General features: G+C 58.4%; 12 protein-coding genes. 10 read left to right on the plus strand and 2 right to left on the minus strand.

All coding sequences use genetic code 11. The annotated features are described in order from the left end of the window. Window positions 1-54 precede the first annotated feature (54 nt). Together F7O44_RS16310 and F7O44_RS16315 are read right to left on the minus strand one after the other, a co-directional pair. On the minus strand, window positions 55-1197 hold the full coding sequence (locus F7O44_RS16310; RefSeq protein ID WP_162451321.1) for a hypothetical protein: 1143 nt from the start codon (window positions 1195-1197) through the stop codon (window positions 55-57). Further along, window positions 1194-1832, minus strand: coding sequence for a helix-turn-helix domain-containing protein (locus F7O44_RS16315; protein ID WP_162451322.1), 639 nt, complete (start codon window positions 1830-1832; stop codon window positions 1194-1196). The genes F7O44_RS16310 and F7O44_RS16315 overlap by 4 nt, the downstream gene beginning before the upstream one ends. Before the next feature lie 88 nt (window positions 1833-1920). Here F7O44_RS16315 and F7O44_RS16320 point away from each other — a divergent pair, with 88 nt between their 5' ends. The 10 genes from F7O44_RS16320 (at window position 1921) to F7O44_RS16365 (ending at window position 12738) form a co-directional block, all read left to right on the plus strand. Beyond that, complete coding sequence (locus F7O44_RS16320) at window positions 1921-3291, plus strand: hypothetical protein (RefSeq protein ID WP_162451323.1); 1371 nt, start codon at window positions 1921-1923, stop codon at window positions 3289-3291. Next, on the plus strand, window positions 3288-3713 hold the full coding sequence (locus F7O44_RS16325) for a hypothetical protein (RefSeq protein ID WP_162451324.1): 426 nt from the start codon (window positions 3288-3290) through the stop codon (window positions 3711-3713). The genes F7O44_RS16320 and F7O44_RS16325 overlap by 4 nt, the downstream gene beginning before the upstream one ends. After that, entirely contained in the window at window positions 3713-6550 is a 2838-nt protein-coding gene (locus F7O44_RS16330) for a phage minor head protein (protein WP_162451325.1), read from the plus strand. Before F7O44_RS16325 ends, F7O44_RS16330 begins: the two co-directional genes overlap by 1 nt. Window positions 6551-6767: 217 nt before the next feature. Further along, window positions 6768-8408, plus strand: coding sequence for a major capsid protein (locus tag F7O44_RS16335; protein ID WP_162451326.1), 1641 nt, complete (start codon window positions 6768-6770; stop codon window positions 8406-8408). A 92-nt stretch (window positions 8409-8500) separates the two neighbouring features. Next, complete coding sequence (locus F7O44_RS16340) at window positions 8501-9400, plus strand: cupin (protein WP_162451327.1); 900 nt, start codon at window positions 8501-8503, stop codon at window positions 9398-9400. After that, on the plus strand, window positions 9401-9895 hold the full coding sequence (locus tag F7O44_RS16345) for a hypothetical protein (RefSeq protein WP_162451328.1): 495 nt from the start codon (window positions 9401-9403) through the stop codon (window positions 9893-9895). After that, on the plus strand, window positions 9895-10461 hold the full coding sequence (locus F7O44_RS16350) for a hypothetical protein (protein ID WP_162451329.1): 567 nt from the start codon (window positions 9895-9897) through the stop codon (window positions 10459-10461). The genes F7O44_RS16345 and F7O44_RS16350 overlap by 1 nt, the downstream gene beginning before the upstream one ends. Before the next feature lie 211 nt (window positions 10462-10672). Beyond that, window positions 10673-11266, plus strand: coding sequence for a hypothetical protein (locus tag F7O44_RS16355; protein ID WP_162451330.1), 594 nt, complete (start codon window positions 10673-10675; stop codon window positions 11264-11266). Between the two features lie 4 nt (window positions 11267-11270). After that, window positions 11271-11945, plus strand: a complete 675-nt coding sequence (locus F7O44_RS16360) for a hypothetical protein (protein WP_162451331.1) — start codon at window positions 11271-11273, stop codon at window positions 11943-11945. 4 nt (window positions 11946-11949) lie between these two features. Further along, complete coding sequence (locus F7O44_RS16365; RefSeq protein WP_222851421.1) at window positions 11950-12738, plus strand: hypothetical protein; 789 nt, start codon at window positions 11950-11952, stop codon at window positions 12736-12738. Window positions 12739-12856 lie beyond the last annotated feature (118 nt).

Consider the following 12856-nt stretch of genomic DNA (forward strand, 5'->3'; position numbering starts at 1 on the left):
CCATCCATTAGTTTGCCCCTAATGGCGCCGGTGGTGAGGTCGCCTGCGGTGGCCTCACCACTTAATGGGAACCAGACAAAACCGCTGCTCAATAGGTGTGCGGCCGGGCGCGTTTCCCTCTCCACGCAGCAGCAAAAATCCTCCCGGAACAGGACCGGAGTTCCGGTACTCTTCAACGGCACGGATCAGATCCAGGTCGTTATCTGGCAACAACAATCGCTGGACAGCCAGCACAACCAAGAATCCAAAGCCGGCTTTTGTGAATACTTTCGCACGCTGATCGAGGCCATTCCTGACGCGTATGTCTGGACGTAGTCCATAGTGAAGCTCAATCGCGAGGTTGTCTACGGTGCACATGGTGACGTAATCGCCAACGGTGGTTCCCCGGCGTACATCGAAACCTGCGTCTAACAGAACCCGAACGACCCCGGCTGTGGCGACCTCGCGATATGCGCTGGCATCTCGCCCCTGACGTCTACGCTCATAGCGCTCATCCAAGCTCAGCGCGGCTGTTGCCGCCGCTGTTGTTATCGCCTGCCGTTGTGCCTGCGCGACTGCTCGCTCTGCAGCATTGCGCGCCACTCTGCGTTCATAGCGCCGCCGCCGCGCTGGGGTCCGGCGTCTACGATCCTGGCGGATACGCATCCGCTCGGCGACCTCTGCTCTGGACCACTCGGGTACTGGCACGGGTATGAGCCGCTGGCCACGCTGGGGCGGACAACCCTGCTCATCGAGCACGTTCTTGATGGTGTTCCAGCCGGTGGCGTATTGCCTGGCCAGCGCGTAGATGCTAGCCCCGGCCTCATACTGGGCGATGATGGTCTCGACTGGTAGCTGCGCCACCAGCTCACCTGGTCCCCTCATCTGTACACCCGCTGATATCAGCCGGTCCCTGATCGGCGTACACGAGACCTGACAGGACTCAGCGATGTCATCGACGGATTCGCCTTCCTGGTATCGACGTACGATCTCGTCAGTGTCGAGATGTCGCAGAATACGACCGTGAGATCCTGGCTTCGTCTCGAACCGCAGCTTCGCGCACTCTGAGAAGGTCCGCCGGTCTACACCCAGCTCTTTGAACCGCAACCGAATCAGACTGCCACTGACCCCCAACTGTTCGCCGACTTCTTTTAGTGTCAACCCGGATTGATAAAGCTCGATGGCCCGGTCTATATCGATCTCGACTCTACGGCTCACTTCTGATCCTTGGCACGAAGCCGCTGGCTGTGCAGCTCTTCGGCACTCTCCTGGTGTTCAATAACGGTTTTGATTGTTCCGACGTCCGTATCCAGGCGTTTTGCTATCGATCTGAGTGGATGGCCAGTTATATAGAGATGGACCACAAGAGCGCAGTTCAGATTTCCGAACGGGCACTCGGCGACACAGGACTCTGGCTGTTCCTGTTCCTGTTCCTGTTCCTGCTCCTGCTCTGGCCCCGCCTCCGGTTTCGGCCATACCCGTCTCGGTTCACTGGAATGAATACCCGCTTCTATTAGGCGCTTTCTGACTGTGTCTTTGCATACATCGAAGTTTCTAGCGATTTCGGATATCGATTGACCGGATTCGTACATCTGTGAGATTTGTTCGATATCAATGGTCTTACGGGGTGGCCCTCCGCCACTTTGTCGGACGGAAACTCCATGCAGATGCAGATATCGAAGAATCGTCCCAGCAGTCACGCCGAACTCTTTTGCTATGTCTGTTGACGTTACGCCAGACTTATATCGCTGGACAATCTCCTCAAACTGTCCATCAGAGATCTTGCGATTCGCTCTCTCAATCGCTGGAAGTTCTCCAAACCGCAACTGAATTTCAACCATCGCCACCACCACAATTCAGGATTCCTTGCTACGATAGTGGCAGATTGCTGGCGGTTGGGCCGGATCGGGAGTTATAGCGTCTACCCGAGCCGGAGCAGTGATGGTTAGTATTCCACTTCTCAATCGCAGAAGTTCTAACCTGATCGCGTCCGCGGTTGCACTATCTGAGGCTACAAGGCCCGAACAACCAAAGGGTTTCTTCACCGCTGCCTCGCAAAGGCTGGCTCAAAAGATCGGCTGGAAGAAGAACACCAATTCCAGTTGGAGCGAGCTGGCGTGGAATTTCTACGATGATGTTCCGGAGTTGCATTTCGCTGCCAACTGGATCGGCAGAGCAATGTCTCAAGGCGTCCTCTATGCCGGTGAGATCCAACCTGACGGCAGCATCGGTGAAGCGCCCGATGGGCATCCCGCGCATGACGTCGTAGCGCAGATAGCAGAAAGCCCGGTTGGGCGTTCTCAATTCTTGCAAGCATTCGGACCGCAACTCGCTGTTGCTGGCGAGGCTTATGTAGCAGTCGTGGATGGACAGTGGTGGGTGCTGTCCAACCAGGAGCTACGCGCTGAGCGCGGCCGGATCGTCGCCGAAGTCGACGGCCAGGAGATGACGATCCGCCAGGGCGAGGCCGAAGGCATCGACGCCTTCCGCATCTGGAAACCACACCCGCGCCGACGCATCGAGGCCGACTCGCCGGTCAGAGCGTCGCTGGGTGTGCTCGATGAGCTGGGACTACTCGGCGCTGCGGTACAAGCCATCGCCAAATCTCGCGTTGCTGGGCGAGGCATCTTGCTGGTGCCGCAGGGGATCAGGCCACCGACCACACCTGGCCAGTCTGATGCACAAGATGACGCGCTGGCGGTGCTCCAGGAGGCGATGAGCACGGCCATCCGGGATCCGGATTCGGCTGCGGCCACGGTTCCGTTGATGTTCGAGGTACCCAAAGAAGCGATCGCGGAAATCAAACACATCAAGTTTGAGTCCGAATTTGACAAGTTCTTGATGGACCTGCGGCAGGAATGCATTCGCAGATTCGCCGCTGGTATCGAACTGCCTGCTGAATATCTGCTGGGATTAGGTGGCACGAACCATTGGTCGCTTTGGGCGCTATCGGAAGAAGCGATCAAGGCTGGTGTTGAGCCGCACCTGGCGACTGTGTGTGATGGGCTGACACGAGAAGTGCTGTGGCCAATCCTGGACTCAGAAACGGCTAAGAATTTCGTCGTTTGGTATGACACGTCAAAACTTCGGTCGCGGGCGTCCAAGGCGCAGACAGCCCTTGAGTTGTGGGATCGCGGGATCATCAACGACGAGGCGCTGCGTCGCGAGTCCGGTTTCTCGGACGACGACGCCGACCTGCTGTTCCCGCAGGGTCTGCCGACCGGGCGCAGACGCGGCCCATCGGCGCAGCTACCTGTCTCTGAGACGCACGAACCTCCGGCGCATGAGCGTGTTGCTCGGGAGGCCAGATGAGCCGATCCCCGTGCGCCGAGCTGGCACTGGCTGAGGCGATTGACGCCCTGATCCACTCAGCACTCACCTATGCGAATCACCGTTACTGGTCCCGGTTGGACCGTAGCACTCGCCCCGGACACAAACACGAGCTGGACATGGCGGGATTTCACACACAGCGCCGTGTCACCGAGCGCCACATCGGCGACTTCAGGATGTTGGAGCACGCATGGCGTCGTGTCCCGGACGTGGCCGAGCGCTACAAACTCGACACGAACGCGCTGGTCAAGACGCTGGATGACTACACGCGCGCGCTGTTGACATTGGGACGTGCGCACTCATGGCGCAACGCCGTCGTGATGGCGCGACAGGTGCTCAGGGCTGCTGCTGGTCAGACAGCCGCCAGTGCCACCACTGCCAATTCTGGGCGGGTGCGTGTGTGATGGCTGCCCGTGATGACCTGTCGTTGATCGAGCGTCGGCTGCTCAACGCTGAAGATCGCGCCAACGAGCGCACCGAAGATTGGATCACCGAGCAGGTCGAGAACCTGTTTGACGAGGCGCGAGAGCTGATCACGAAGCGCGTCAATGGAGCGATTTTCGACGTCTCAGCCGCCGCATCGGTCGACCTGACCTTCCTGCTCAGCCTTGAGACGGAGTTCGCCGAGCTGTTCGACCGCATCATCCCGGCGCTGGTGGTCCCGTATGCGCTTGGTGCTGAGTCGACGGCCAGGTACCTGACCGGCGCTGACTGGGAGTCCTACCTCACCGGACTCGGCCAGCTCTACGACTCCTCACGTGTGCAGGAACACCTACGCACAGCGCACAACCGCCTACGTGACGCAGCCGCTGAGTTGTGGGGAGAGATCCGCGAAACGCTGGTTACCGGGGTTGAGCAGGGCCTGGGCTCCGAAGATCTAGCACGGTCGATCCAAGACACTTTCTCAGACGAACACGGTGACCTATCGCGTAGCCGGGCACGACGAATCGCCAGAACCGAAACCATTTCGGCAACCAACGACGCGAAACTGCAAACCGAACTTGACTTGCCTGAAGAGTTGAGACCTTCATATAAGCGCTGGATTGCGGCTGTCGATGAAAGAACTAGGCCCGAACATTTCGCAGCTGACGGTCAGACAGTCGAAATCGATGCGCCTTTCGACGTTGGTGGCGAAGCTCTGATGTTTCCGGGTGATCCTAACGCCAGTGCTGAAAACGTTATTCAATGCCGGTGCACTCATGTGGTTCTCGATTCGGTGGACGGAAATGCTCCACCGCCGCCACCTGACTCGGGACGCCAATACCTATCTGATGAACGTATCGACGAAGTGATTCGGTATTTCGAAGAGCAGGGTGTGACGCGAAATGCTTTCGTCGCCAGCTCTGGAGGAGCGAATATGAGTACTAAAGAAAAATTCACTGTTCGCGCGTTCGAGCGCGATAGAAAGCGCCATCAGATTTTGCATTTCGGGCGCCCATTGGCCGACCTGAAAGAGCTGACTGCGGATGCGATGTCCGAAACCGAGGTCACGATCGGCAGTGCCCGAATCCGTGCGGCAACACTGGTGAGTATCCCCGCGCTGATCGAAGCGAAAATTGAGCTGACCGGGCAGCCCGACAAAGACGGTTTCGTGGGCTGGTCTGGTGTGCTGGCCGTCGAAGGTGACCCGACCGGAGACGGGCGAGAGATCGCACTTGGCGCTCTGCGCTGGGAAAACTTGCCTCTCGACTTGCGTTGGACCAAGTTCGACCGTGGCGGGCATGACGATGCGGTTGTCGTCGGCCGCATCGATGAGATCGAACGCGTAGACGGTCAGATCCTGGCGACCGGCGTGATCGACACGACCTTCGCTGAAGGTGCTGCTGTGGCAGCACTGATTGAGCGCGGCCTAGCTGGTGGCGTCAGCGTTGACCTGGATGACATTCCCGCTGATCAGGTGGTGTGGCACGACGATGAGTATGGAGCACCTGAAGCGCACGAACCGGCGAGCGTGGCGGCGACTGATGCTGTCGCGCAAGCTGCCAGCGCCGATGACGAGTTCGCGCTGGTCGGAGACATCAACTTGCCGATCAACGACGACCGGGAACGGGCGTGGAACGGCTCCGAAGCAGCCAGCCGAGTCTTGGCGTTCGCCACCGATGACGACGGTCAGGTTGATGCATCAGTCCTGAGACAGGCGTTCCTGTGGAGAGACGATGACGCTAACCCGGAAACGGTCGGCGCATACCGACTGGGCTACGCCGACGTGGTTGGTGATCGCCTGGAGATCATCGCCAGGGGCGTTTTCGCTGTGGCCGGGGTTCTCGAAGGCGCGATGGGTGGCGTGGATCTTCCCGAGGCTGATCAGGAACGCATCCGCACGCGCGTGACCAGCCTGTACGAAAAGCTAGCGGAACACTTCGATGACGACTCCATCGTTGCTCCATGGGTGCGTGATGAGGCAGCAGCAGGCATCACCGACCTGGAAGATGCGGATGAGCTGGTTGCCAGCGCCTGGACAGAGTTCAAGAAATCCCCGCCGCTCCCGGCCGCGTGGTTCAAAGAGCCAACCGCTGAGCAGCTAGCAGCCAGTAACGGCCTGGTGGCCTGCGATGATGGCAGAATCTACGGCTGGATCGCGCAGAGTGGCGTGCCTCATGAGGGATACACCAGGCGCATCACCATCGAAGATTTCGGAAACGTTGACCTGACCGGGTTCCTGATGACGCCGAAAGAGCTGGACGACGGCTCAACAGTCAAGGTCGGCACGTTCACCATGAACGTCGGCCACCACCGAGACGGCGCGGAGTGCGAAACATCTGCCTGCCAGTTCGATGACTCCCGAACGGTGGCCGGAGTGGTCACTGTCGGCGTCAACGATGACGGCATGTGGTTCTCCGGAGCGGCTGCTCCGTGGTTGAGCGAGTGGGACCGCCAGGTTTTCGAGTCTTGCCGTCCATCTTTGCATCTGAAAGAGCAAAACGGGCGTTGGAAGCTCAAGGGACTTCTTAGCGTTCCGAAACCTGGATTCTTGCCTGAAGTTGCGGCATCTGCCGTGATCGACCGATCGAATCATGCGTTGATGCCAGAAATGGAACTCGCCGCTTCTGCCATTCAAACACCACCAGCCGATAACGTCATCGATTACCGGCGACTGGCGTCGATGGTGGTCGATGAGATGGAGAGCCGAAAGCGCATAGAAGTTGAGAATCTTGCTAGAGTGGAAGAATTGAAGGCTCGAATGAAAAATTTCGAGCCCGGCGAGCTTCGGCAGGTCGAGAAGAACGGGGTGGCTGCCTGATGGCATGTAGTAAGTGTGGCCAGAAATCTAAGGCGACCGTTTACGAAGTTGTTCTCCCTAACGGCGCCGCAACTTACGAAACAACGAATCTGAAAACTGCTCGGACTATCTCCGAGCGTAATGCAGGCTCTAAGGTACGAAAGAAAACAGCTTAGCAATTCACCACTGTTGGTGCTGGCGATTGGGCCGACCTTTTAGCTACACGGAGGTAGGCACCATGTCTTTTGAGATCCCCACTGATCTCAGCGCCCTGACTGATGAGGATCTGTCGCAGGCGCTCACCGATGCCACCGAGGAATTCAACTCCAAGGTTGCGGAAACCAACGTTGATGATGCGCATCTGTCTCGACTTACTGCGCTGGCCGATTTCGCTGATGCTGCTCGCGCTGAGCAGGGAAAACGAGTCGAGCTAGCCGAATCGACAGCCGATCAGATCGCGAAGCTGTCCGACCGGTTCCACGGCAAAGCCGCGACTGCCCCGGCAGATGATGCTGGCGATGATGAACCAGGCGATGCTGATGCTGATGCTGATGGCGACGACGTCACCGCTTCGGCTGGCGCGGTTGAGCGTCGGCCGCGCATCAACATCGCGCCAGCGCTGAAGAACCGGCCGCTGACGGTCGCGAATCGCGGCGTCGAGTTCACTGCATCGAGCAGCGTTAATGGTTTCGCGCCGAACCAGGCGCTGGGTCTGGATTCGCTCAGCCAGGCCATTCACACCGCTGCGAGGTCAGTGCGCACAGGTGGCAAGTCGAGCCATAAAATCCTTGCCGCAACCTACGCGCTGCCGTTCGCATCTGATCTGATCTCGTCTGGCCCGGATGTGACCGAGGGGACCGAGCTGGTGCGCCACGCTGCCAGCCAGTCTCGCCTGCCTCAGAAAGATCTGGTGGCCAGCGGCGGCTGGTGTTCGCCATCCGAGACGATCTACGATATCCAGCAGATCGCTTGTGCGGATATGCAGTGGAACCTGCCAGAAATTCAGCTCACCCGTGGCGGCCTGCAATTCTTTAAGCCGGTGCCTCTGGACGCATCCGAGCTGGTGTTCGTCCACACCGAAACCGCCGACATCGCGGGTAGTGAGAAGCCCTGCTATCACATCCCGTGCCCCGACCCGGAGCACGTGCGCTGTGATGCGGTTGGCGTGTGCCTGGAATCCGGAATCCTGTCTGACAAGTTCTTCCCGGAGCGGATCAACTACTACCGCGAACTCGCGATGGTCGCGCACGAACTGCGACTTCGCAAACTGCTGTTCGACCAGGCTGTGTCCGAGGCCACCATCGTTGAGCTGCCGCAGACATTCGGCGCGTTCTCGGCGTTCTTCAACGCGGTTGCGCTCCAGGTCAGCGACTACACCGAGCGGTACTCGCTGTGCGACTCGATCGGTGTCGAGATCGTCGCACCTTGGTGGCTGCGTAACCAGATGCTCGCCGACATCGCACGCCGCAACGGTGTGTCCATTGATGAGGTCAACCCGGCTGTGATCACGCAGGCGTTCGCCCGCCTGGGCGTTGCCATCCAGTTCGCCAAGGGGCTCTACGTCGGCGACATATCGCCTCTCGGACGCGACGAACCGGCCACCGAATGGCCAGGTGGGGTCGATGTGCTGATGTACGCCGCTGGATCTCTCCAACTGGGCCGTGGCGAAGAGATCGAGCTCGGTGTCATCTATGACTCCGAGAAACTGAAGACGAACGACCACACGGCGCTGTTCTCCGAGGAGTGCGTGGCGCTAGTGGACCGCTCGCCTGAGGTTCGCCTGCTCAGAGTCCCGGTCTGCGCCGATGGCGTCACAGGTGGTCAGACGATCCTGGACTGCCCAGCGCCAGACTTCGAGTCCATCGGCGCAGAGAGCTAAGCCCATGAGCTGCTGGGCGGTGTCGCTGATCGTACCCCCCTGGTCTCGCACACGACACCGTCCAGCTCCACTACCTCGATAGGAGGGCAGCTATGCCTACCATCACCAAGCTGGTCGATGGCCCAGTTTCTACACCGCTGCCCTTCGGGCTGCTGTCGGTGGCGACCGTGGTCGATGTGGACGACGTACACGAGATGCTTGGCGTGTCGTGGATGGACACCACCTGTGGTCAGGCGTTCACCTGGGACGACGAGTGCATCGGGGACGAGTCTCCGGTGTACCCGGAATCGCCTGAGTCGCCCGAGTCACCAGGCGCGCCGGAGTCACCGTTCGACACGGCCAAGCAGTTCAACCGGCCTAGCGATCGAAGCGCTGATGCAATAAATGTCTACTACGGACACGAATGCAGCACTATGGGCGAGTCATTCAATGAGGCTCGCTCTGCTGCCCGTCAGGGTCTGTTACTTGGTGAACAACGCGCGCTGGAAGAAGCAGTGCTGGTCGACATTTTGGCAACAGGTGGAGACGGCCAGATCCCGGTACACGACCTGACTCCGGCCGGTGATGCTCCGCTCGGAGTGGTACAGGCGCTGGCCTACCTGGAAAACCAGCTTGCGATTGATTTCGGTGGCACGGGTGTGATTCACGTACCACCGGGTTTGAGCGCGTTCTTCAGCCGGTTTCATCTGGCACATCGCGAGGGTCAGCGCAAGATCACCGAGATGGGCCACCGCGTAGCGTTCGGCGCTGGGTACGGCTCGGCGAACATCGGCCCAGACGGGCAGCCTGCTCCACCAGGACAGGCATGGATCTATGCGACCGGGCCGATGATCGTTCGTCGCGAGCCAGCCAGCCTGGTACCCGATGACGACTCAGCCGCCATCGACATCCGCACCAACGCCCGGATGGTTCTGGCTGAGCGGTCTTTTGTCGTCCAGGTCGCGTGTGTCGTAGAGGCGATCCGAGTCGATATCTCTTGTTGTGGGTGCTAAATGGCTAAACAAATCGTGAGAGTGAAACCGCGTGATCGTCAAGCGTTCGCGAGATGGCTGGTTGCCAACAAATACAACGTGCGAACCGTCTCCTCTACCGAGTTCGGTTTGCCTGTGGGGCTGCTGTCTGTCGTACCTGAATATCTCTTAATGGGTGCGATTATCGACAGCAGGCCATATCGGGGAGCTTCGCCAAGCTCTGTTCCGGCGACAAACGGCCAGGTAAGGCTTCGCAAGACCGAGGACGGTGCGGCCGAAGTGGTCGTGAAGTCGTTAGATCCGGAGCCTGAGCCTCAAACGGCCGTCACACCTGATGAGCCTGCCGCTGAGCCAGAGACGGTTCAGGTGGAAACCGACCCACCGGCTGTACGAGACGACCTGACAGCAAAGCCAGTGAAAAAGGCTGCTCGCAAACGTGCTCCGAAGCCTGAGACAGAAACAGTCAGCGTGAAATTCGGTGAGCTTCCGGAGCCGTTCCAGAAGGGGGATGAGTGATGGGATGCTGCAAGGCACCAATCATCATTGATACCGGCGGTGGAGAAGAATCTCCAGGTGGAGGACTCGTAGATAGCGTCACCGGAGAAGGAGTCATCGACGTGACACCGACTCAGGGTGATCCTGTTGTTAGTGTAGCTCCTGGAGCTGATGGAGAAGTTCTCGTTACCGACGGTACTACTGTTGAGTGGGCTAAACCATTTGATGCGGGAAGTCATGCACCAACATTCTCAAACGAGAATGGCGTGTCCGTGGCTATCGGGTACGACTATTCGTGGATTAGAGTGTATGACCGAGTCTTTGCGCACGGTTTTATTAGAGCAACAGTGGCCACTGCGAATGCGTTCTCATCTATCAGTGTAGATCTGCCCGTCCCTTCGACGGGCAGCAACAATCTGGTAACCGGTGTCATCACAGCCGTCCAGAATGTCGTTGATGCACCAGTGACAGTTGGATCTGTCAACTACACCCCTACCGACCCCCAAGTTGTGAACTTCTGGCTCCGGGCAGCTAACACAAACCAGCATAGTATTCACTACAGCTTCAGCTATCAAGCTGCTGTTTGACCGGTTTAAGCGATAGATCTGCAATCACGAAGGCAAAGTAACAGGTTGCTGGCGAATGGGCCGAACCTTTCGAAAGAAAGGATCGGATATGTCCAATTGTCCGGCAATTATTAATCTCGATAAGGTTCGTATCACCAGGGTAGACAACTGTGGTCGGCCAGTGTGTGGCGCGAACAACGCGTTTGTGATGGAGTGCGTTGCTGAGCTGGGTATGACAGCTCGCATTAACGAGCCCGGTGAAATTCGCCTTACCGCAGCGAATGGTAAGACGTGTGGTCTTCGGGAACGCTGTGTCGAATTCGAAGGCTACGACGTCACGCTGTCGTTTTTTGCCGCATCTCCGGAGCTAGTCGAGTTGCTGACAGGCAACGATGGCTATTTCGATGCACAAGGTAACGTTAAGGGATGGTGGGACACCACCATCCGTTGCCGTGGTGGTATTGCTATCGAGGCATGGGCCGACATGTCGGAAGACGTCGCCTGCCCAGACGATGAGGACGAAGGCGAGGGCGTCTGGTTTTACTTCCTGCTGCCGTGGCTGACGAACGGTCGCCTCGGTGACCTGACTCTGGGCGATGACGGCGTGACCTTCACCTACACCGGTCGCACCAAGCGTGCGTCGCGCTGGGGCGTTGGTCCCTGGAACGACGTCGATCGCGACGAGAACGGCGACCCCGGCCCGCTGCTTCAGCCGGTGCCGGAAGACGCCCACCGTGGCGGATTCCCGACGACTGTTGCCCCGCCGGAAGCTGAATGCACGTATCTGGACGTGCCCTGCGAGAGCCCAGAAAGCCCGGAGAGCTAAACAGGTGGATATTGTCATCCCGCTACGCAGTGGTCAGAACGAAGAGCTTCGGTACGCGCTGCGTAGTTGGGATGCCCACCTTTCATTCAGCAAGGTATGGGTGATCGGTGGAAAACCGGCTTGGCTAGCAAATGTGAATCACATTCGCACGTCGCAGGCCGGCTCAAAATACAAAAACACCACCACGGCGTTAAAAAAGGCGTGCGAAACTGACGGCGTCTCTGAGCAGTTCATCTATTTGAACGACGACATGTTTCTGATGCGTGAGTTCGATAACGTTCCCGTGTATCACCGAGGATTAATGTCTGAGTTCGCCAAGAACAGGCGGCTCGCTGGTCCGTATTTGCGGGGCGCGAAAAACACGTTGAAACTGCTCACCGAGCTGGGACATCACCAACCGCTCTCCTATGAGGTTCACGTACCGATGGTCCTAGACAAAACGCTGATGCTCAAGGCGCTGGAGATCGGCAAGCATGTGAATCCTCTTCATAAGCGGTCGCTTTACGGAAATCTCGTTGGTCTGGGTGGTCAGCGGATTCAAGACCCAAAAGTGGCTACGAAGAGTGCGTTTGATCGTAGACGGCCAATCATCTCCACCAGTGACGATTCGTTCAAACGCGGGCAGGTTGGTGTGTTTATCAGACAGCGGTTTCCAGAACCGAGTAGGTTTGAGAGGTAGGCCAATGCTGACTACTGATGTCTGCCAGAAATGGCCAACAGACTACTCATGCACGAGTCTCGATCCGGAAAACGTTGATCCCGACCTGCTAGATCGTATGGAATGGATCGCCTCTCAAATCCTTTATGAGATGTCAGGTCGTCGGTTCGGTCCATGTCCAGCAGAGGTCCGGCCATGCCGTAAACGTTGCGGTGATACCCCCATCTGGGTCGGCAGTGGTGTGATGCAGCCATATATTCAGGGTGGCAAGTGGTTTAACGACTACGGTTCGTGTGGATGCAAAACGCGTGATTCCTGCTCGTGCGTGGACATGTGCGAAGTCCAGCTACAGGCACCAGTCGCGAGCATCACCGAAGTCCTCATCGATGGTGCCGTGGTCGATCCGGCTGATTATCGCGTCGACAGTCCAGCGTTGCTGGTCGCTCAGAACGGTCGCTGCTGGCCAGCGTGTCAGGACATGACGAAACCAGCTGGTGAGCCGGGCACGTTTGTTGTGCGCTACGAGCTGGGTCTGCCAGTTCCGGTGCATGGCGTCATGGCCGTGTCGATACTGGTGGCCGAGCTGATCAAAGCCTGCGAAGGCGACGACTCGTGTCGCTTGCCGTCGAACTGGGTCAGGATCACCAGGCAGGGCGTGACAGTCGAACGCGAACGCAACTCGACCAATGACCGCACCGGGATCTACGAAATCGACGCACTCTTTCTAGACCTGGTGAATCCGGAACGGCTTTCGCAACCAGCGCGTGTCTACTCGCCTGACCTGCCCCGATCTCGTCAGCAGGTGTGGCCATGAGAAACCACGACGACGTAGCGTTCCTGGCCGAACACCTACTGAGCTGCATCTGCTCATATCTCGATCAGGTCGCCGACCAGATCGAGCACTATCCAGGGTGCCCATCGAGTACGTGCGT

The organism is Phytoactinopolyspora mesophila, from assembly GCF_010122465.1.
GTDB lineage: Bacteria > Actinomycetota > Actinomycetes > Jiangellales > Jiangellaceae > Phytoactinopolyspora > Phytoactinopolyspora mesophila.

Bases quoted from the DNA above. Each gene is read 5' to 3' on its own strand.
- F7O44_RS16320 (WP_162451323.1), top strand. From the start codon at position 1,921: ATGGTTAGTATTCCACTTCTCAATCGCAGAAGTTCTAACCTGATCGCG.
- F7O44_RS16325 (WP_162451324.1), top strand. From the start codon at position 3,288: ATGAGCCGATCCCCGTGCGCCGAGCTGGCACTGGCTGAGGCGATTGAC.
- F7O44_RS16330 (WP_162451325.1), top strand. From the start codon at position 3,713: ATGGCTGCCCGTGATGACCTGTCGTTGATCGAGCGTCGGCTGCTCAAC.
- F7O44_RS16335 (WP_162451326.1), top strand. From the start codon at position 6,768: ATGTCTTTTGAGATCCCCACTGATCTCAGCGCCCTGACTGATGAGGAT.
- F7O44_RS16340 (WP_162451327.1), top strand. From the start codon at position 8,501: ATGCCTACCATCACCAAGCTGGTCGATGGCCCAGTTTCTACACCGCTG.
- F7O44_RS16345 (WP_162451328.1), top strand. From the start codon at position 9,401: ATGGCTAAACAAATCGTGAGAGTGAAACCGCGTGATCGTCAAGCGTTC.
- F7O44_RS16350 (WP_162451329.1), top strand. From the start codon at position 9,895: ATGGGATGCTGCAAGGCACCAATCATCATTGATACCGGCGGTGGAGAA.
- F7O44_RS16355 (WP_162451330.1), top strand. From the start codon at position 10,673: ATGACAGCTCGCATTAACGAGCCCGGTGAAATTCGCCTTACCGCAGCG.
- F7O44_RS16365 (WP_222851421.1), top strand. From the start codon at position 11,950: ATGCTGACTACTGATGTCTGCCAGAAATGGCCAACAGACTACTCATGC.